We start from the raw sequence: 20,509 nt of genomic DNA on the forward strand, positions 1-20,509 counted from the left end.
AAAAAATGTTATAAAAATTTAAAGTTTAGTCATTTTCATTAACGGAAAATAAAATATAACTCGGATATTAATTTTTAAAAAGTATTTTTGTAATTGTGTTTTTTACATTTATTAATTTTGCTATGCTCTTTTTGAAGAATTTGGAATTGATAAATAAAAAATTACTGCAAATTATAAACTAACAACTAAAAATATACGATTATGAAATTAATACGTTTTGGAGAAATCGGAAAAGAGAAACCTGGAGTTTTGATTGGAGAGAAAAGATATGATGTTTCTTCACTTGTAACCGATTTTAACGAAAGTTTCTTTGAAGAGAACGGACTAGAAAAATTACAAAAAGCATTAGAAAGCAATCCGACTTTGCCAGAAGTAGATGCTTCGGTACGTTTGGGGTCACCTGTGGCTCGTCCTTCAAAAATTATCTGCATTGGTTTAAATTATATCGATCACTGTAAAGAAACCAACGCACCGATTCCGACAGAACCTATTATTTTCTTCAAATCGACAACTTCTTTGTGTGGTCCAGACGATGATTTAATCATTCCAAAAAATAGTGAAAAAACAGATTGGGAAGTCGAATTGGCTTTTATCGTTGGAAAAAAAGCAAGTTATGTGGAAGAAGCAGATGCCTTGGATTATGTGGCTGGATATGCTTTATTGAATGATTACAGCGAAAGAGCTTTCCAGTTGGAGCGCGGCGGACAATGGGCTAAAGGAAAAGGAAGTGACACTTTTGCGCCTCTTGGGCCATTCTTGGCAACAAAAGACGAAATCGCTGATGTAGATAATTTAAAAATGTGGCTGACTGTAAATGGTAAAAAATATCAAGACAGCAATACATTGAATCTGGTTTTCAAAATTCCTTATCTACTGCATTATTTGAGTCAGTTTATGACCTTGCTTCCAGGCGATATCATCAGTACGGGAACACCTCCGGGAGTTGGTTTAGGAATAAAACCGGATCCGATTTACATTAAAGCGGGTGATGTTATTGAGCTTGGAATTGAAGGTTTAGGAACAAGTAAACAAAAAGCGGTTGCTTATAAAAAATAATGTAACTATCTGTTATTGTACTAACGAATGATGACGCGGATAAGACAGATTCGCTATCGCGAAGACACGGATTTAACGGATTTTTTTCAATTTTCTTTAAAATAAAATCCGTTATAATCCGCGTTTTTACGAAGTAAATCCGTTTCATCCGCGTCTAATTAGAAATTTAAACAAAATAAAAAATGAAATATATTGTTTGCGAAAAACCGCAAGAATTTTTACTAAAAGAAACCAATATTCCAGAACCAAAAGAAGGGGAAGTTTTATTGAAAATTAAAAGAATCGGAATCTGTGGGACTGATATTCATGCTTTTGGTGGAACTCAGCCTTATTTTGAATATCCAAGAATTTTAGGTCACGAATTAGCAGCTGAATATGTAAAAGGAAATGCAGCAGGTTTCAAATCGGGAGATAAAGTAACTTTTATTCCGTATTTCAACTGCGGAAAATGTGTTGCCTGTAGAAACGGCTTAACAAATTGCTGTGTAAATATTAAAGTTTTTGGAGTTCATATTGATGGCGGAATGGCTGAATATGTGTCGATTCCGGAACAATATTTATTGCACGGTCAAGGTTTAGATTATGATGAATTGGCTTTGGTTGAACCTTTGGCAATTGCGGCGCATGGAGTTAGAAGAGCGGCAGTAAAACCAACGGACACCGTTTTGGTGATGGGAGCAGGGCCAATCGGAATTGGTTTGATTCAGTTTGCTAAAATTGCAGGAGCAAAAGTAATCGTTATGGATATTAACGATTATAGATTGAATTTCTGTAAAGAACAATTGCAGGCTGATGAAACGATTAATCCATTAAATGATGATGTTGCTCAAAAATTAGCGGAATTAACAAACGGTGATATGGCGAATGTCGTAATTGATGCGACTGGAAATCAGAAAGTGATGAACAGCGCTTTCAATTATATTTCACATGGTGGAAGATTTGTTTTGGTTGGACTTCAAAAAGGAGAATTAAGTTTTAGTCATCCTGATTTCCACAAAAGAGAATCGACTTTAATGAGCAGCAGAAATGCAACAATTGAAGATTTCGAATATGTAATGAAATGCCTTAAAGAGGGAAAAATCGATCCGAAGAAATATATCACACACAGAACGAGTTTTGATGGAATGATTACTGATTTTGGGAATTTGATTGATCCGAAGAATAATGTGATTAAGGCGTTGATTGAAATAGAATAATTTTTTTTAACACATAGAAACATAGATTTTTATTGTTTGTAAAAGAGAATAAAAAAGAAACTAGTTTCTTAACACATAGCTATGTGTGTTAATGCAAGTAAAACGCCTTTGAGCGGTTTTAAAATCTATGTTTCTATGTGTTTAAAAATAAATCTTAAATAACCACAAAAATGGATTTAAACTTAAAAAATAAAATAGTTGTCGTTTCTGGTTCGGCTGGAAAAGAAGGCAGTATCGGAGAAACGATTGTAAACAGATTAGCCGATGAAGGTGCAATTCCTGTTTTAGTTGACAGAAATGCAAGAGGTTTCGAATATGCAGAAAGATTGCAAAAAAGAGGCATTAATTCTTTATTTGTACAAACTGACGTTACCGATTCTGTTGCGATAGAAAATGCTGTAAAAGTAATTGGGGCTAAATACGGAAGAATCGATGCTGTAATCAATAACGTTGGTGTTAATGATGGAGCAGGATTAGACGCTTCTTATGAGGAATTTATGGATTCTCTGAAACTGAATGTGGTAAGTTATTTTTTATTGGTAAAATATGCACTTCCCTTTTTAAAAGAATCAAAAGGAAATATTTTGAATATCGGTTCAAAAGTTGCCTTAACTGGACAGGGTGGAACTTCTGGTTACGCTGCTGCGAAAGGGGGAGTTTTAGGCTTAACAAGAGAATGGGCTGTAGATTTGATTCAGTACGGAATCCGTTCAAATGCAATTATCATTGCTGAAAGTTATACGCCAGCTTACGAAGACTGGATTAAAACATTGCCAGATGGAGAAGCGGTCTTGAAAAAAATTAGTAAAACGATTCCATTAGAAAGCCGAATGACCAAAACAGAAGAAATTGCAGATACGGCACTTTTTGTCATTTCTGAAAAATCATCGCATACTACAGGACAATTTGTTTTTGTGGATGGAGGTTACGTACATTTAGACCGCGCTTTAATCAGCGATGTTAATTAAAAAGTTATGAGTAAAAGAATAGATTCCCATCAGCATTTTTGGGTATTTGATCCTGTTCGAGACAGTTGGATCGATGAAACCATGCAGAATATTCAAAGAGATTTTCTTCCAGAAGATTTAGAGCCATTATTAAGTGCCAATCAGTTTGAAGGCTGTGTGGCAGTTCAGGCAAGTCAATCAGAAGAAGAAACTCAGTTTTTATTGGATTTAGCTTCTAAAAATGATTTCATAAAAGGAGTTGTAGGCTGGATAGATTTACGAAATGAGAATATTGAAGAACGTTTGCAATTCGTTTCAAATCAAAAAAAACTAAAAGGTTTTAGACATGTAGTTCAAGGCGAAGCCGATGATTTTATGGATGGTGAGGAATTCAGAAGAGGAATCAAAGCATTAAAACCATTTAATTATACTTACGATATTTTAATTTTTCATAGACAACTTCCGGCAGCAATACGTTTGGTTAAAGATTTTCCAAACCAAAAGTTTGTAATCGACCATATTGCGAAACCAGATATTAAATCAGGAAGTATTGATTCTTGGAAAAAAGGCATCGAAGAAATAGCAAAATACGACAATGTTTGGTGCAAAATCTCTGGAATGGTCACAGAAGCCGACTGGAAAAACTGGAAACCAGAAGATTTGAAACCTTATTTAGATGTAATTTTTGAAAACTTCTCAGCTGATAAATTAATGTACGGATCAGACTGGCCGGTTCTCAATGTTGCTTCAGATTATAATGAAGTGGTAAAAACTTTAGAAGATTATATTTCGAAGTTTTCTATTGAAGATCAGAATAAGATTTGGTTTGAAAATGCGAATGAGTTTTATAAGTTATAAGTTATGAGTTATGAGTTATGAGTTATGAGTTATGAGTTATGAGTTGGCTCATAAATTAGAAAGCCTGAAAGGCTCGTGCCATAAACACTGGGCAACGCCCAGTGACAGCAGATAGACCCACATAATAAAGCCCTGAAAGGGCATAAGCAATTACATGACGATTAATGCTTACGCCCTTTCAGGGTTTTTATTATGCTGTTCTATATCAATTCATAGGGCGTTGCCCTATGGTGATGCTTTTAGGCCTTTGGCCTCTTCTTAACAAGGTTAAAATATAGCCCGTGGTTTCAACCACGGGGACACAATGTGAGAAATGCTATACGTGACAATATTACGTCCCCGTGGTTGAAACCACGGGCTATATTTGAAAATTGGATTCTAGTTATTTCTCCCTTTGGGCTGTAAAACTTTCCGTTTTTACTCTTTCAAAACATTATTTTGCGGAGCCCATTTCTTCTGCCATTCATGATATTTTTTCAATGCTTTTTCAGGTTTATCTGTATACCAGGCATAACCAGTTCTTCTTTCACGGCTTACTTCGGCTAAGGAATATAAAAACTCACTATCACGATCACTGAACAAAGGTCTGTGTGTTTTTAGTTCATAATATCTCGTCCAGATTGGCGGAGCCGTCGGATCGTTTACGACTCTTACATCGTTTTTGATTTTCTTGTATTTCGATTCCATTTCTTCAGCTGCAAAACTTTCAACTCTAGTGTTGTAAATTTTAGAATCCTGAAACCATTTTATGGCACCCTGAATAGCATTAATGATCTTTTCATTTGGTTTATCAATATCCATTAGAAATAAAACGACATCAACACTTTCTGCATTGCAGATGCTTGGCGGTTCAAATTTACGTGCCCAGGCCGGTTCAAGCGTTATTTCATCGTGTTGTTGACACCAGGCAGTTAATTTTCCGTTGTCTTTAATCTGCATTTTTAAAATACAGTCCAGTCCTTTTTGATAAGCTGCAACTACTTTTTTTCTGGTTTTAGCATCAATAAAAGCATATTCAGGATCATTATTTACAATCTTTTTCAGGAGATTCATAATTCCCATATAAGCTCCGTCATTAAACGTAATATGTCTGCTATAACCTTTTTCTAAAGGGAAATATTGTGGCCAGCCTCCGTTTGGATATTGGGCTTTTATGGTAAAATTTATACCTCTCAGACAGCCATCTTTATACTTCGAATCTTTTGTGAGTGTATAAACCTGCGCCAGATAATGGATATGAGTGTAAGTCGTTTCATTATCAAAAGTCGTATGTTCAATATATTTTGTTTTAACAACGCTGTCAACTTGTTGTGGCGTCAAGATAGCTTTCATATCGTAGTTCTTTGGCCATCCGCCATTGTCACGCTGGAAATACAGAATATTATCGGCGATTTTGGTATAATCCGTTTCGGCATATTTCGGCTGATTCGGAATTGGATTTATAATATTGGTTTTGTCTTTTATGAAATACCAATGATTAGTGCCATCAGTAAAAGGTTTGGTGCTTATTTCGCTATTTGTCTGTGCATTTAAACATAAAACGGAAAAGATACAAAACGTTACTGCCAGTAATTTTGAATTGTTTACGGAATTGAACATAGAACGTTTGTATTAGAATTTAACCGCTTTCTTAGGAACGCTTTTATCAACTGTAGTTGTTTTTGACAAATTAGAACCGCTTAAATCGATATTTTTACTCGCTTCGCCTGCAATTGTAATGGTATTAGAAGAAGAAGGATTAAATGTTACATTTTTCAGAGAAAGATTTTGAGCATTGTAAATCTCAAATGCGTTTTTAGCCTGAATATCTAATTGTAAGTCATTTAATTTTATTCCTTTAGCATCAATAATCGAAAATCCTTTTTCTGCTTTAGCAATTAAGTTCGTGATTTCAATATTCTCTAAATTCATTTCAGGCAAACCTTGTAGAAATACTGCTTGCTGAGCACCTTTTATTGTAATATTTTTGATTGTAATGTTTTTGAATTGAGGTGTTTCAACTGTTACAGGCATTGCTTTATTAACGATTTTGTCTCCGCCTTCTTCCAATGTTTCAGCAATCGATTTCCCACCGTAATACAAATTAAAAGAAATAGCCTGAGAAGGAATATCAGTCATAAACACATCCGAAATAAAAATGTTTTCAACTACACCGCCTCTTCCGCGGGCACTTTTAAAACGTAAACCTACGTCTGTTCCCATAAAAGTACAATTAGAAACGTGAAGGTTTTTTACACCACCAGACATTTCACTTCCTACTGTAACTCCACCGTGACCATGATAAACAATATTATTTCTTACAATGATGTTTTCGCAAGGAACACCTCTTTCACGTCCGTCTTTATCTTTTCCAGATTTGATACAGATGGCATCATCTCCTACGTCAAAACTTGAATTTTCGACCAATACGTTTTTACAGCATTCTACATCAAGTCCGTCTCCATTTTGAGAATACCAAGGATTGCGAACACTTACATTTCGAACAATCAAATCTTCCACCATAAAAGGGTGAATGTTCCAAGCAGGAGAATTCTGAAAAACAGGACCGTCCAATAAAACTCTCTTGCTGTTTTGAATGCTTACCATTACAGGGCGAAGAAAATCATGAATGGTTTCAAATTCTTCTTTGGTTTTTAAGTCAGGACGTACATTTTGGTCAGCACCCTTAGAGGCATTCATAAAAACCTCTGATGGATACCAGCTTGTTTTGTCTTTATTTAAAACACCGCCTTTTGAAATAACCTCTTTCCATTGACTGTCTGTTACTTTACTTTTCTTAACCTGTCTCCAGACTTCTCCTGAACCGTCCCAAACCCCAGTTCCAGTAAAAGCAATGTTTTCAAGGTTTTTACCATAAATAGGTGAGATACAGCGCCAAGTATTTAAACCTTCAAAGTTGGTTTCAACCAAAGGATACAAAGTTTTGTCTGGAGAAAATTTTATCAGAGCACCTCTTTCGGCATGCAGCTCAATATTACTTTTTAATATAATTGGGCCTGTAAGCCAGATTCCAGGAGGAATAATTAGTTTTCCACCGCCTTTTTTAAACAACGCATCAATCGCATCAGCAAAAGCTTTTGTATTTAAAACATAACCGCCGTTTACAGCTCCAAAGTCTTTCAGATTTACGCTGTTGTTAGGAATAACAGGTTCGTTAATTTTAGACATTTTAAACTCAATGTTTTGGTAAGTGTCGCCTGAGGCGTTTTGGGCATTGAGATTCTTAGTACTCAAACACATCACAAGAGCAAGTGCAAGAGAAGCAAATTGTAGTCGGTTGGTTTTCATTGTTAGTAAATTTTTTGGTGTTTATTTTATTTATATGAAATTTTAACTACATATAAATAATAATTTTTAAATGTAATCGATTACACAAATCTATTAAAAAAATATTACGAAAAGCTATTTTTAGGCAGTTTATCACAGAATTATTATGAATTTAACTTTTTTTGATTGTGAAATCATAAGATAATGAAAAGTCAGGTTTTGAAAGAGAATGTCTTAAGCGCAATATTACAGGAGGGTACAGGATGCCTGTCATTTTATATTCTTTTAAATTGTGCCTGTTATTTGGTAAAAGTGTTAAAAATACATTTATTTGTAAAAATTATAGCGCTTTAAATAAATGCCTCGTAATTTTAGCACAAGAAAAAAATCAATACTATAAATAATGCGTTTAATTCCTTTCAACAAATTACTGATTGTTTTTTTGATGGTATTCACAATTTCGGCAAGTGGAGCTGAAATCTGGGTTTCGCCATCAGGAAAAGATTCGAACATCGGGACAAAATCAAGTCCGCTGGCAACGGTTCACATGGCAATGCGAAAAGCTAGAGAACTTCGTCGATTAAAAGATCCATCCATAAAAGACGGAATCCGAATCATAGTAATGAACGGAACATATTATTTAAACGAACCTTTATTTGTAAGACCAGAAGATTCTGGAACTGCTGATAGCCCAACAATTATTCAAGCTGATGTAAATGCAAAGCCTATTATAAGCGGTGGAATCGAAATTAAAAATTGGACAAAATCAACAACTGTTATTAACGGACTAAAAAAAGGTGCAGTTTGGGTGGCAGATGCGCCTAGAAAAGCAGGAACTTTAATTGATTTCAGACAATTATGGGTTAATGATAAAAAAGCTGTTAGAGCCAAAAATACAGCTGGAAATTCAATGGAAAGAATCTTGTCTTGGGATCACGAATCGCAGACTTGCTGGATTCCGTTTAAAGATAAATCGGTAAAGTTTGAACCGGGAATGGAAATGTTTATCGTACAATGGTGGTCGAATGCGAATCTTAGAATTAAAAATATAGAAGTTCAGAAAGACAGTGCCAGACTTTCGTTTGAAGAACCTGAAAGCAGAATTCAAAGTGAACACCCATGGCCAGCGCCTTGGATTTCTAAAAATAACGGAAATTCAGCTTATTTTTTAAATAATGCTTTTTCACTTTTAAATGAACCGGGAGAATGGTTTTTAGATAAGAAAAATGCCAAAATCTATTATATCCCAAGAGCTGGAGAAGATATTGCCACAGCTAAAGTTACTGCTCCGGTTTTAGAAAATCTTCTAGAAGTAAAAGGAACAATAGATTCTCCTGTACATCATTTTCAGTTTAAAGGAATTTCGTTTCAGTACAGCAACTGGCTTCGTCCTTCACAGCAAGGTCATGTTCCGTTGCAGTCAGGATTATATTTGTTGGATGCTTATAAATTGAAACAGCCGGGAACGCCAAATCAGGCGAATTTAGAGAATCAGGCTTGGGTTGGAAGACCTCGTGCAGCGGTTGAAGTAAATTATGCCAATAATATTTTGTTTGAATCGTGTCGTTTTGAGCATTTAGCTTCAACTGGTTTAGATCTAAATAAAGGAACAAATCATAATACCGTAAAAGGAAATTTATTTAAAGATATTGGCGGAAGTGCCATCAATGTTGGGATTTTCTCTGAGGAAGCTTTTGAAGCGCATTTGCCTTTAATCATAAAAGACGAAAGGGAAATGTGTTCGGATGAAGTAATTGCTGATAATTTAATCACAAATGTAACCAATGAAGATTGGGGAACTTTAGGAATCAGTGCTGGTTTTGTTAGAAACATTACAATTGAACATAACGAAATTTCGGATGTGTCGTATTCTGGAATGGCAATGGGCTGGGGTTGGACGCACACGCCAAACGTGATGCAGAACAACAAAATTCTAGGAAATAAAATTCATCATTATGCGAAACATTTGCATGATGTTGCTGGAATTTATACGCTTTCTGCTCAGCCAGGAAGCCGAATTGAAGAGAATTATATCGACAAAGTTTACAACAGTCCGTATGCGCACGATCCGTTTTTATGGCTGTATTTGTATACTGACGAAGGAAGCGAAGGCTTTACGATTAAAAACAATTGGATTGCAGAAAAGAAAATCCTGAAAAACCATAATGGTCCAAAAGGAAATATCTGGGAACACAACGATCCGTATGTAAGTGTCAAAATTAAAGATGCTGCAGGAATCAGAGCGCCTTACAAAGATTTAGAAAAAGAAGTTGTAATCGATGAAAAATGGGGATTGCAAGAAATGCCAAAACCTTATGCCATCGAATTAATAGGTTCTGATTTTGATATCGAAAAAATCAAATCGACTTTAACCGGATTTAGAATTGTAGGTCAGGAATTGTACCAATGGAAAAATCATTTGGTTATTTACGGAAAAATGAATCAACCCGAAAGAACGAAACGTAAATTGGCAGGCGCTTTTCCTTCTTTAGAAATTAAAATCTATGAAGATTTGGTTTACGATTTCCAAAATTTCGAAAGATGTAAAGACTCAAAACCAGCATCAGATTGGGAAAATGTTGTTTTAACAGCCAATCTTCCTGCTGATGAAAAATTGCAAAAAGAATATGTGGAGTATCATAAAACGCAATTCGAAAAATGGCCAGAAGTTGCTAAAGGTTTCTGTAATGCCGATTTTCAGCAATTGCAGGTCTTTAAAAACGAAAGACAATTGATTTTGATTATTAGTATTCCGAAAGGTGAAAATCTGGATAAACTCAACCCAAAAACAACAGAATATAACCCAAGAGTAGATCAATGGAACGCCTTAATGAAAAAATATCAAACGGGAATTGAAGGCACAAAACCAGACGAAACCTGGATTTTCTTAAACAAAGTAGAAACGAAATAAAGAGAGATAGCCACGAATTCACGAATTTTCTTTTTAAAATCTTTTCGATTATTTTTTCGAATAATTCGAATTAATATTACATCTAGATTGTAAAAAAATAATTCGTGAATTCGTGGCTAAAAAAAAACTAATAATCTAAACTAACCACCAATGTTAAAAATAGCCATTCTGGGACTTGGAGAAGGACGAAGCACAATGTCAGCAGCTATAGAAAGTTCAAAACTAGAACTCGTTAAAATCTGCGACCGAAACGAAGAATTATGTAAACAACGCGCAAAAGAATTCGATTTTCATTCGTACACCACCAATTACGATGATTTGTTAAACGATGCTTCAATTGATATTATAGCGATTTACACGCCAGATCATTTGCATGCACAACATGTAAAACAAGCTTTGTTACACGGAAAACATGTTGTTTGCACCAAACCATTTATCGATGATTTATCAGATGCAAAAGAATTGTTAGAGTTAAGCAAATCAACTGGTAAAAAAGTTTTCATTGGTCAAAGTTCTCGTTTCTTCGAACCAGCCAAAAGACAAAGAGCCGATTACGAAGCAGGTTTAATTGGGCATTTAATCACAATCGAAGCCCAATATCACGCCGATCACAGATGGTTTTTAAAGAAAGAATGGTCGCTTTTGCAATCGTTTAAATGGTTGTATGGAGGTTTGAGCCATCCTGTGGATTTCATCAGATGGTATCTTCCAAATATCCAAGAAGTGATGGGGTACGGAATGATCAGCAGTAATGGACAATCTGCGGGTTTGAAGAATGAAGATACGATGCATTTTATCTTCAAAGCAACCGATGGAAGAATTGCTCGTGTGAGCGGTGTGTATACTTCGCCAACTCAGCCGGCGCAACGTGACAGCGGAATGAGTACGATTTTAAGAGCAACAGAAGGTGCAAGCCAAGCTGATTATCATGAACTGCGTTATGCCATTACAGATAGAACAGGAGAAGAAAAAGTGATTACTTGGGGCGACAGTACCATAAAATATTATTTCCGTTTTGAAGGACAAAGCCATCACGGTGGGGAATATCAGAATTATTTAGAATATTTTACAGATAGTATCGAGCAAGGTTTTGAAGCGTATCCAAATATGGAAGAAGGAATTGGAACTGTGGCTTTGTTACAAGCAATGGACAAATCTTTGCAAACTGGAATGCCGGTTAAAATTGCAGATATTCTTAACGAATACGGACTATGAACAGTATCTACGATAAATTAACCACGCTCGATTTTATAATTGTTGCGGGTTATTTGGTGGCTTTATTAGTCATTGGGTATGTGGTAAGTATGAAGCAGAGAAAGAAAAACGAAACGCTTTTTCTTGCCGGAAATTCTTTAAACTGGTACAGCATCGGGTTTAATATGTGGGGAACCAATGTTGGGCCTTCGTCATTATTGGCTTTTGCAAGTATTGGTTATGCTACGGGAATTGTAGCCGGAAATTTTGAATGGTACGCTTTTGTGTTTTTACTGCTTTTGGCAATGGTTTTTGCACCAAGATATATTGCGAGTAAAGTAAGCACAATGCCCGAATATATGGGGAAACGTTATGGCGACAGTACACAGAACATTTTGGCTTGGTACGCTTTGGTGAAAATATTAGTAAGCTGGTTATCTCTAGGATTATTCAGCGGAGGTGTTTTAGTGCGTCAGATTTTAGGAATTCCGATGTGGCAGAGTGTTACGGTTTTAGTGATCTTCTCTGGAATTTTCACTTTTGCGGGAGGATTAAAAGCAATTGCGAAAGTCAATGTTTTTCAGATGATTCTGCTGATTGTAGTTTCACTAACGCTTTCGTATTTAGGATTACAGAAAGTGGGCGGAATCGAAGCTTTAGCTGCAAAAACACCATCCAACTTTTGGAATTTAGTTCGCCCTTCTGACGATGCAAGTTATCCGTGGCCGGCTATTTTGTTGGGATATCCAGTTGCTGCAGTTGCTTTTTTCTGTACCGATCAATCGATGGTGCAAAGTGTTTTAGGAGCGAAAAACTTAGAACAAGGGCAATTAGGAGTTAATTTCATTGGGTGGTTAAAAGTTATGGCTTTGCCGTTGTTTATTCTTCCTGGAATTTTATGTTATGCGTTATATCCCGAATTAGGAAGCAATTCAGACTTAGCTTATATGACCATGGTTACGAATCTTTTCCCAAGCGGAATGAATGGTTTGGTAATCTGTGTGATGATTGCAGTTTTGGTAGGAACAATAGGTTCTTCTCTAAACGCTTTAAGTACCGTTTTTACCAATGATATTTACGTGAAAAAAATCAACCCAACAGCGACGATTCAGGATCAAATTAAAATTGGCCGATTAACAATTGCTGCTGGATGTGTTTTTGCGATTCTAATTGCCGTTGCGATTGACAATATCAAAGGACAGAATTTATTCAACATTTTTCAGGCGGTTTTAGGGTTCTTGGCGCCTTCGTTATCTGTTGTTTTTCTTTTGAGTGTTTTCTGGAAACGCACAACCAAAAAAGCCGTAAATGCAACTCTTTCTTGGGGTTCGGCTTTTAGTTTGTTTGTTGGGGTTTTGTATCTATGGATTTTCCCTGCCGATAAATATCCAGTTTGGCCTCATTTTTTATTGATTTCGTTTTACATTTTTGCGATTTTAATGATTAGTGCAGTTATTATCTCTTTAACCGATAGAAATCCTGAAGTGAATGTTTCAGATGAAACGGATATTCCTAAAACCAGTAAGAAGGTAAAGCTTTTGTTTGGTTTGTTGGGGTTGACGATTTTGGTTTTGTATTTGGTTTTTAATGGGAATTAGATAGAAATTAATGAATTTAAGTATAATTTGAAGAGCGTTTTTCCATATAAAGAAACGCTCTTTTTTAATGATGTAAAGTGTTATTTTTTTTTAAAGCAAAGTATAAGTAATTTGTTTAAAATTAGAAAAATTTGATATATTACAAGTTTTTGCGACGTTTATTTTTAGTAAGTTATTAATGTAATGAAATGGAAGAATTATTTAAAAATTATAAAAAAATACTTGAAGAAAGGCTTCAGACAAAGCCCTTGTTGCATTTAGGTGAAGATTCGATAAGATATGATTTTTTTGCATCATTAATGGAAACTTACAAATTTAGACCTTGTCAAATACAGCTCGAAGTCGCTATAAATGATCAGACATTTATTCCAGCTAGAGAAAGGATTTCTATGAGAAATGAAAAACCACTAATAGATTTAGTTGTAATAGAAAAGGAATTACAAATTTCTGTAGAATTTGGATTATTTAGACAAAATAGTAATGAAAAAGGAACGATAGGCAAAACTAATAGATTTGTAAAAATGTTTAATGACATGATAAGAGTTTCATTAGAAGCTAATTATACATATACAAAAGGATTATTTATCTGTGTCGCTGATCATAAAATGCTAGGTCATCAACTTAGAAATAAAAGATTTGATCCATTTCCTTGTGAAGAATATTTAATAACAAACGAATTTATAAATTATCAATTAGAACAAAGAACAAACAAATTAGACCGTAGGTTCTTAAAAGTTTTTCAACCGATGGAAAGAATAATAAAAAGTAAATTAATTTTTAATGAATTATTGTTTGCTAAAAATGTTCTTAAAGAAACTCGATTGTTAATTTGGGAAGTGAAATTAGAAGCACCAGAAAGTTTAGCGCTATAATTAGGTTATTTTTTGTCAAAAATAAAGATTCAAACTTTTGCACTTTATATTGATATTATTGAAAGATGTAAATTATTTGTAAATGTCACAGTTAAAAAAAAAGCAACATTACGTGTGGAAGAAGTATCTAACTTCTTGGTCTGTTAATGATCAAATTTTTACTCTTTTCAAAACCTCAAATAAGACTATTAGAACAAATATTGAAGGAGTTGTTCAACAGCGATTTTTTTATGCTTTAGAAGAATTTACAGAAGATGAAGAAGTAATTTTGAAAGAACTAATTAATTTATGGTGTAATGATATTGTTAAGCCTTTTGTTCTTCAATTTTTTGAGCAAGTGACATCGTTCTCTAGAATAAAGCGTATTTTGGAGGGTAATAATATGAATGCTTTAAATAATTCAAAACTTGAAAAAGACTTAGCTCTGTTAAAGGCAAATACAATGGAAGATATACATGCTACGTTTGAGAAGTTTGGAGAAAAATTAATTTCAGTAAGAAAATTTGAAGACTTGGAATTTTTGGATAATGAAAAAGATTTGTTATCGACAATGATTTATGTTTCCTTTCAATATCTCAGAACAAAAAATATGCAAGAGGCCATAAAACCAGTCATGTCAAGATATTCATATTTGTCTGAAAAATATTTAAATTTTTTTCCATTTATCTATGCACCAGCTATTGCTAATTCATTGACTTTTGTGAAAGAAACTAGATATGTTTTTTTTGATAACAATACAGAAATTGACTTTATAACGACAGATCAACCAATTATAAATGTAAAAAGAGATGTTATTAATAATGCTGGGGAAGTCTCTCAGATGGATTTATATTATCCAATTACGCCCAGAAAAGCTATTATTATACATTATCAAGAACAAGAGGAAAAGCGTAAATATGTGGCGATTGAAAAAGAACAAGTTGTTTATTATAATAACATGATGCTTAAAAATGCTAGAGAGTTCATATTTTCTAGTAATATTGAACAATTAAATAATTTTTAAACTAATTTGAAATTCAATAGCGTTTGTCTGGGATTATCAATTTATGATTTGTTCCCAGTCGAAACCAACAACTCTCGAATATCAACCTTCAAATATTTAGAAATCTCATAAAGCGTTTCAATGGAGGGCTGAGCTTCATTTGTACACCAACGGGAAACAGTCGACACTGTTTTACCTAAATTACTAGCTAATTCCTTGCTTGTTCTATTGTTTTCAACTAAAACAACTTTTATTCTATTTAATTTAACTTTTGACACACTATGCTGATTAATTGATATTTCATGCAAATATCTTATAATTAAATTATAATATAAAGAATATTTTAAATACTTTAAGTTGCCCTAAAAAAGCAATTTAGTAACTTAAAAGTATTATTTGTAGTATAATTTTTACTATATTTGTTTCGATGAAAAAGAATAAAATGAAACAATCAGGAAAAAGACAACTAAAAATCCATCCGAAAACAATTCGAAGACGTTATCATCGTTATGTGATTTTTCCGGAAATTAGACTTTGTGGAAAATGGCTTCATAATATTGGCTTTAGAAGCGAGAAATTTGTAACCGTTCATTATAAGAAAAATAGAATCGTGATTACGGTTAATAATGAAATTGAAACAAAATAAAAATCATCTATTTTTAACATAGCCCGTGACCACGGGAAACGTTTTTTTGATAAACTTTGCGTTCCAGTGGTTGAAACCACTGGTTATGTTTTGAAAAAGATTATAAAATAAAAAAACACATAGCTTTTCAATCCAGAAAAACTATGTGTTTTTTTATAAAATGAAATGCCTTTACAGACAATGTAAATACTATGTTTCTATGTGTTTAGAATTATTCCTGAGCTTTGTTTTTCTTCTCCAAATTAGGCAAGAACCCGGTAATAATCCCAATCAAAGGCAGAAACGCACAAATCTTAAATACATATTCAATACTTGTAGCATCGGCAATTTTTCCTAAAATAGCAGAACCTAAACCGCCCATTCCGAAAGCAAATCCGAAGAAAAGACCCGCTACAAGTCCGACTTTTCCAGGCATTAATTCAGTTGCATAAACCAGAATCGCTGAGAATGCCGAAGAAAGAATCAATCCGATAATTACAGATAAAGTTCCAACCCAAAATAAAGAAACGTAAGGTAACATTAAAGTAAACGGAGCAACACCTAAAATAGAAACCCAGATTACGTATTTTCTGCCATAACGATCTCCAATTGGCCCTCCAATTAAAGTTCCTGCCGCAACAGCACCCGAAAACAAGAATAAATAGACTTGCGACTGCTGAATCGTAATGTGGAATTTATCAATAAGGAAGAAAGTATAATAACTTGTAATACTACTCATGTAGAAGTATTTAGAGAAAATCAAAACCAATAAAATAATCAACGAAGCAATTACACGGTTTTTAGATAAATGATGTGTTTCAATTTTATGAGCCGATTTATTAGCATTTCTTTCCGACAAGTGTGCCGTGTACCATATTGCAATTTTATACAAAGCAAAAACACCTACTAAAGCAATAATACAAAACCAAGCGATATAAGATTGTCCATGAGGAATTACAATAAACGCTGCTAACAAAGGCCCAATAGCACTTCCGGCATTTCCGCCCAATTGAAAAATTGATTGTGCCAAACCTCTTTTTCCGCCCGAAGCCAAATGCGCCACACGTGAAGATTCAGGATGAAAAATGGAAGATCCGATGCCGATTAAACTTACTGATAATAATAAATAAACAAAGTTAGAAGCGATCGAAACCATGAAAAGTCCGACCATGGTAAAACACATTCCAATAATCAGCGAATATGGTTTTGAGTTTTTATCGGTATACATTCCCACAAAAGGCTGAAGGATAGAAGCTACGATTTGGTAAGTAAAAGTAATGATTCCAATTTGAGAGAAACTTAGGTTGAAATTTTCCTTTAAAAGTGGATAAATGGAAGGCACAACAGCCTGTAAAAGATCATTAATTAAATGAGAAAAACTTATGATGAATAAGATCGAATAAGTGGTTTTTTTAACTATGTCAGGATTTGCTTTGATAGTGTCCATGAGATATTTTTTGATTTTTAAATTAGGTTAAAAAACAACAGCTGTATTATTTTTTGCAAAGATTAAAAGAATACTAATGTCAGAATTGCTATATTTGGACAATGAATAACCAGATTCGGACATATCGAATGGCGCAGGAGCATGGATACAGAGTTGATCCATTGATTCCTGTTATTGGCTATACCGAAATGGTAACCAACGAAATGTGTATTTCACATTCGCATCCAAGAGGACAATTAATTTATGCAACTCGTGGTGTAATGAACGTGGTTGTGGGCAATCATATTTGGGTTGTGAATCCGTTACAGGGTTTGTGGCTTCCAGGCGGAGTAGAACATCAGGTTACTTTTCAGAAAGACGTTAATTATTACAGCGTTTTTATCGATCCGTCTTTTATGGAAGGATTACCAACAAACAGTTTTTCGTTTGATATCCCGATGTTTTTAAAGCAATTGGTTTTCAAAATCATTTCATTTGGAGTAGATGGAAATTTAACGCCTCCGCAACACAGAATCATTTCTGTTTTCTTGGATGAATTGGCTTTAATTGAACCAAGCGCCACTTTTCTTCCGACAACCAATCATGAAAGATTACAAAAAGTAGTCGAACTTTTAATGGATGATGTTGCCAGCAAAAACACAATCGATTATTACGCCGAACTTTCGTTTATGAGTAGTAGAACTTTATCACGTTTATTCATCAAAGAACTGGGAATGAATTTCAGCGACTGGCGAACTCGTTTAAAACTTCTAGAAGCCATAAAACGTTTGGGCGAAAAACAATCCATCAAAGAAATTGCTTTCAACTTGGGTTACGAAACTACAAGTGCTTTTATTTATATGTTTAAAAAGCATTTGGGCAAAACGCCTTCTAACTATATTTTAGAAGATGAAAATGAGAACGATAAATTGTCTGCTTAATTCATGAAACTAAAAATAGAACGCGGATGAGACGGATTTACTTCGTAAAGACGCGGATTGATGCGGATTTTTTCTTTTAGTTTATCCAAAATAACACAATCTTTGTCATTTCGACTGAAAGGAGAAATCACACTAGTAATTCTACAAAGATTGGCGACATAAGTTGCGGAATCCCGCGTGTGATTTCTCCTTCGTCGAAATGACAAAAAAAGAGTAAAAAATTAAAATCCGTTTTTATCCGCGTCTTTTCGAAGTAAATCCGTCTCATCCGTGTACCATAAAATTATAACATCATTTTTTTTAATACTAAAAAAGTGATACCTCATAATTTTTCCCTTAAAAAATTATCAAAAAGTACTGTTTTTTATGAAATAGCAGGATAGTGCAGGGTGTGAAATGTGATGAGAACACTTAACTTTAGTCCCAAAATAAACTTACTATGCTAAACCGTTTTTCACTCCTTAAGATTTTCGTTCTTTTTGTGGCCCTTTTTTTTTGTTCGCTATCATCAGCACAGGAAAAACCAAAAGAAGCGACATGGATCTGGTATCCAGGAGATTTTGAAGTTTGGTTAAGTAATAAAATGCAGGTAAGACGTACAGAACGTGAAGCCGTATTTCCTCCGCTTTGGCAATATTACAGTCCTTATGCTTTGGTCACTTTCCAGACAGAAGTAGATATTCCGCAACTAGACGAAGTGAAAATTTACTCAGAAGGACCTTTTCAATTGCTTTTAGATGGTGTTCAAATTTACGGACAGCCAAAATCGATCGCAATTCCTGCAGGAAAACACAAAATCTCTTTTAAAGTGTACAATCAGGAAGTATTGCCAGCAATTTATATTAATGGAAAATACATTAAATCTGATGCTTCGTGGAAAGTTACCAACGAAGATAAACTTTGGATTGACGAAACCGGAAAAGCACAACAATCCGGCACGCCATGGGTTCCAGTTGGTTCGTGGAATTTTAATTCGCCAGAAAATAAACCTTCAGAATTTAAACTAACAACCAAGCCTTTAAGCGCTAAAAAAACAGAAAAAATTGGAGCGGGTCAGTTGGTAGATTTTGGAAAAGAGACTTTTGGTTATATTAAAATTCACGGCTTAAAAGGAAAAGGAAAACTAGCATTGTATTATGGAGAATCTCGTGAAGAAGCTTTGGATTCTGCCAAATGCGAAACTTTAGACCATTTATCTTTTGATGGGAAACAATCTGAAACCTACACACATGACGGTTCAAAAGCTTTCCGTTACGTTCAGGTGCAGGCAGATGCAGGCGTAAAATACGATTCAATTTCGATGCTTTATGAATATCTGCCATTAGACTATCGTGGCGCATTCAAATCATCAGACGAACAATTGAATAAAATTTGGGATGTGTCGGCTTATACGATGCATTTAACTTCCCGCGAATTTTTTATCGACGGGATCAAACGTGATCGCTGGGTTTGGTCTGGTGATGCGTATCAAAGTTATTTAATGAATTATTATTTATTCTTTGATTCAGCTTCTGTAGAAAGAACGTTGTTAGCACTTCGTGGAAAAGATCCTGTAACGGCTCACGTAAATATCATAATGGATTATTCGTTGTATTGGTTTGTAGGTGTTTACGATTATTACTTACACACTGGCGATACGAAATTCATCAAAACTTTTTATCCAAGAATGAAATCGCTTATGGATTTCTGTTTAGAAAGAAGAAATAAAAACGGATTCCTTGAACCATTAGAAGGCGATTGGGTTTTTATTGATTGGGCTGACGGATTGCCAAAAACAGGCGAAGTTAGTTTTGAGCAAATGCTTTTAGCAAGAAGTTTAGAAGCTATGGCGGTTAGTGCCGAAATTGCTGGTAAAGCCGAAGACCAAAAACAATATCAAAAATTAGGAACTGATTTAAAAACGAAATTGTTTGATGTTTTTTGGGATAAAAAAGAAAACGTCATGAAACACCAACGTATCGATGGAAAAATGCAGGATATTGTAACCAGATACGCTAATATGTTCGGTATTTTCTTTAATTATTTTAATGAAGAACAAAAGCAAAGCGTAAAAAATAAAGTGTTACTGAATAAAGATGTTCTTCAAATTACAACTCCATATATGCGTTTCTACGAATTGGAAGCCTTATGCGCAATGGGAGAACAAAACTACGTTTTAAAAGAAATGAAAGATTATTGGGGCGGAATGTTGAATGAAGGGGCAACCTCTTTCTGGGAAGAATACAATCCAAACAAAAAAGGAACAGAGCATTTAACCATGTATGGTCGTCCTTACGGAAAAAGCCTTTGTCATGCTTGGGGTGCAAGTCCGATTTACTTATTAGGAAAATATTATTTGGGTGTAAAACCAACTGCTCCGGGTTATTCCCAATATGAAATTAAACCAAATTTAGGCGGTTTAAAATGGATGGAAGGAAAAGTGCCAACACCAAACGGAGAAGTTGCCGTGTATTGCAGTACCAAAGAAATCAAAGTAAAAGCAAGTGAAGGAGAAGGAAAATTGATTATTGAAAGTTCAACTAAGCCCAAAACAAACTCGGGAACAATTACTGAATTAGCCAAAAATAAATACCAATTGATTGTAAAACCGAATGTAGAGTATAAAGTGAGTTATAAGGCTTTGTGAGTTATGATTT

Annotated in this window: 16 protein-coding genes; 12 read left to right on the top strand and 4 right to left on the bottom strand. The window is 34.5% G+C overall.

Translation table 11 applies throughout. The annotated features are described in order from the left end of the window. Positions 1-201: 201 nt before the first annotated feature. The 4 genes from ACODST_RS11820 to ACODST_RS11835 all read left to right on the top strand — a co-directional run bounded on the left by ACODST_RS11820 (position 202) and on the right by ACODST_RS11835 (position 4,057). A complete protein-coding gene (locus ACODST_RS11820) occupies positions 202-1,056 on the top strand; it encodes a fumarylacetoacetate hydrolase family protein (protein ID WP_488932305.1) in 855 nt (284 codons plus the stop codon). Between the two features lie 182 nt (positions 1,057-1,238). Then, positions 1,239-2,252 carry a zinc-binding alcohol dehydrogenase family protein gene (locus tag ACODST_RS11825; RefSeq protein WP_488932306.1) on the top strand — a complete coding sequence of 338 codons (1,014 nt, stop codon included), beginning with the start codon at positions 1,239-1,241 and terminating at the stop codon, positions 2,250-2,252. Positions 2,253-2,422: 170 nt separating this feature from the next. After that, complete coding sequence (locus tag ACODST_RS11830) at positions 2,423-3,220, top strand: SDR family oxidoreductase (protein ID WP_488932307.1); 798 nt, start codon at positions 2,423-2,425, stop codon at positions 3,218-3,220. Between the two features lie 6 nt (positions 3,221-3,226). Further along, a complete protein-coding gene (locus tag ACODST_RS11835; RefSeq protein ID WP_488932308.1) occupies positions 3,227-4,057 on the top strand; it encodes an amidohydrolase family protein in 831 nt (276 codons plus the stop codon). 417 nt (positions 4,058-4,474) lie between these two features. Here ACODST_RS11835 and pelA read toward each other — a convergent pair whose 3' ends face one another. Both pelA and ACODST_RS11845 read right to left on the bottom strand, forming a co-directional pair. Beyond that, a complete protein-coding gene (gene pelA, locus ACODST_RS11840) occupies positions 4,475-5,656 on the bottom strand; it encodes a pectate lyase (RefSeq protein ID WP_488932309.1) in 1,182 nt (393 codons plus the stop codon). A 12-nt stretch (positions 5,657-5,668) separates the two neighbouring features. Further along, positions 5,669-7,345: a glycoside hydrolase family 28 protein gene (locus tag ACODST_RS11845; protein ID WP_488932310.1), complete on the bottom strand. Its 1,677-nt coding sequence runs from the start codon at positions 7,343-7,345 to the stop codon at positions 5,669-5,671. 382 nt (positions 7,346-7,727) lie between these two features. Between ACODST_RS11845 and ACODST_RS11850 the strand changes: the two genes are divergently transcribed. The 5 genes from ACODST_RS11850 to ACODST_RS11870 all read left to right on the top strand — a co-directional run bounded on the left by ACODST_RS11850 (position 7,728) and on the right by ACODST_RS11870 (position 14,902). After that, complete coding sequence (locus ACODST_RS11850) at positions 7,728-10,235, top strand: right-handed parallel beta-helix repeat-containing protein (protein WP_488932311.1); 2,508 nt, start codon at positions 7,728-7,730, stop codon at positions 10,233-10,235. A gap of 150 nt (positions 10,236-10,385) precedes the next feature. Beyond that, positions 10,386-11,450 (top strand): Gfo/Idh/MocA family protein, encoded by a 1,065-nt coding sequence (locus ACODST_RS11855; RefSeq protein WP_488932312.1) that lies wholly within the window; start codon positions 10,386-10,388, stop codon positions 11,448-11,450. Beyond that, positions 11,447-13,027 (top strand): sodium:solute symporter, encoded by a 1,581-nt coding sequence (locus ACODST_RS11860; RefSeq protein ID WP_488932313.1) that lies wholly within the window; start codon positions 11,447-11,449, stop codon positions 13,025-13,027. The genes ACODST_RS11855 and ACODST_RS11860 overlap by 4 nt, the downstream gene beginning before the upstream one ends. 188 nt (positions 13,028-13,215) lie before the next feature. Then, complete coding sequence (locus ACODST_RS11865) at positions 13,216-13,899, top strand: hypothetical protein (protein WP_488932314.1); 684 nt, start codon at positions 13,216-13,218, stop codon at positions 13,897-13,899. A gap of 82 nt (positions 13,900-13,981) precedes the next feature. Next, the gene (locus ACODST_RS11870) at positions 13,982-14,902 is read left to right on the top strand and encodes a DUF4238 domain-containing protein (protein ID WP_488932315.1); all 921 of its coding nucleotides are present in this window, start codon (positions 13,982-13,984) and stop codon (positions 14,900-14,902) included. A 41-nt stretch (positions 14,903-14,943) separates the two neighbouring features. On the opposite strand, the gene ACODST_RS11875 is transcribed toward ACODST_RS11870, so the two are convergent. Further along, complete coding sequence (locus tag ACODST_RS11875) at positions 14,944-15,159, bottom strand: helix-turn-helix transcriptional regulator (protein WP_488932316.1); 216 nt, start codon at positions 15,157-15,159, stop codon at positions 14,944-14,946. 149 nt (positions 15,160-15,308) lie between these two features. Here ACODST_RS11875 and ACODST_RS11880 point away from each other — a divergent pair, with 149 nt between their 5' ends. Continuing rightward, entirely contained in the window at positions 15,309-15,527 is a 219-nt protein-coding gene (locus tag ACODST_RS11880; RefSeq protein WP_488932317.1) for a SymE family type I addiction module toxin, read from the top strand. A gap of 211 nt (positions 15,528-15,738) precedes the next feature. On the opposite strand, the gene ACODST_RS11885 is transcribed toward ACODST_RS11880, so the two are convergent. Continuing rightward, complete coding sequence (locus ACODST_RS11885) at positions 15,739-16,953, bottom strand: MFS transporter (RefSeq protein ID WP_488932318.1); 1,215 nt, start codon at positions 16,951-16,953, stop codon at positions 15,739-15,741. A 128-nt stretch (positions 16,954-17,081) separates the two neighbouring features. Here ACODST_RS11885 and ACODST_RS11890 point away from each other — a divergent pair, with 128 nt between their 5' ends. Both ACODST_RS11890 and ACODST_RS11895 read left to right on the top strand, forming a co-directional pair. Continuing rightward, complete coding sequence (locus ACODST_RS11890) at positions 17,082-17,873, top strand: AraC family transcriptional regulator (RefSeq protein WP_488932319.1); 792 nt, start codon at positions 17,082-17,084, stop codon at positions 17,871-17,873. 439 nt (positions 17,874-18,312) lie between these two features. Further along, on the top strand, positions 18,313-20,499 hold the full coding sequence (locus tag ACODST_RS11895; protein WP_488932320.1) for an alpha-L-rhamnosidase-related protein: 2,187 nt from the start codon (positions 18,313-18,315) through the stop codon (positions 20,497-20,499). The last annotated feature ends 10 nt before the right edge of the window (positions 20,500-20,509 follow it).

Source organism: Flavobacterium sp. FG19, assembly GCF_057809475.1.

Bases quoted from the DNA above. Each gene is read 5' to 3' on its own strand.
- ACODST_RS11820 (WP_488932305.1), top strand. From the start codon at position 202: ATGAAATTAATACGTTTTGGAGAAATCGGAAAAGAGAAACCTGGAGTT.
- ACODST_RS11825 (WP_488932306.1), top strand. From the start codon at position 1,239: ATGAAATATATTGTTTGCGAAAAACCGCAAGAATTTTTACTAAAAGAA.
- ACODST_RS11830 (WP_488932307.1), top strand. From the start codon at position 2,423: ATGGATTTAAACTTAAAAAATAAAATAGTTGTCGTTTCTGGTTCGGCT.
- ACODST_RS11835 (WP_488932308.1), top strand. From the start codon at position 3,227: ATGAGTAAAAGAATAGATTCCCATCAGCATTTTTGGGTATTTGATCCT.
- pelA (WP_488932309.1), bottom strand. From the start codon at position 5,656: ATGTTCAATTCCGTAAACAATTCAAAATTACTGGCAGTAACGTTTTGT.
- ACODST_RS11845 (WP_488932310.1), bottom strand. From the start codon at position 7,345: ATGAAAACCAACCGACTACAATTTGCTTCTCTTGCACTTGCTCTTGTG.
- ACODST_RS11850 (WP_488932311.1), top strand. From the start codon at position 7,728: ATGCGTTTAATTCCTTTCAACAAATTACTGATTGTTTTTTTGATGGTA.
- ACODST_RS11855 (WP_488932312.1), top strand. From the start codon at position 10,386: ATGTTAAAAATAGCCATTCTGGGACTTGGAGAAGGACGAAGCACAATG.
- ACODST_RS11860 (WP_488932313.1), top strand. From the start codon at position 11,447: ATGAACAGTATCTACGATAAATTAACCACGCTCGATTTTATAATTGTT.
- ACODST_RS11865 (WP_488932314.1), top strand. From the start codon at position 13,216: ATGGAAGAATTATTTAAAAATTATAAAAAAATACTTGAAGAAAGGCTT.
- ACODST_RS11870 (WP_488932315.1), top strand. From the start codon at position 13,982: ATGTCACAGTTAAAAAAAAAGCAACATTACGTGTGGAAGAAGTATCTA.
- ACODST_RS11880 (WP_488932317.1), top strand. From the start codon at position 15,309: ATGAAAAAGAATAAAATGAAACAATCAGGAAAAAGACAACTAAAAATC.
- ACODST_RS11885 (WP_488932318.1), bottom strand. From the start codon at position 16,953: ATGGACACTATCAAAGCAAATCCTGACATAGTTAAAAAAACCACTTAT.
- ACODST_RS11890 (WP_488932319.1), top strand. From the start codon at position 17,082: ATGGCGCAGGAGCATGGATACAGAGTTGATCCATTGATTCCTGTTATT.
- ACODST_RS11895 (WP_488932320.1), top strand. From the start codon at position 18,313: ATGCTAAACCGTTTTTCACTCCTTAAGATTTTCGTTCTTTTTGTGGCC.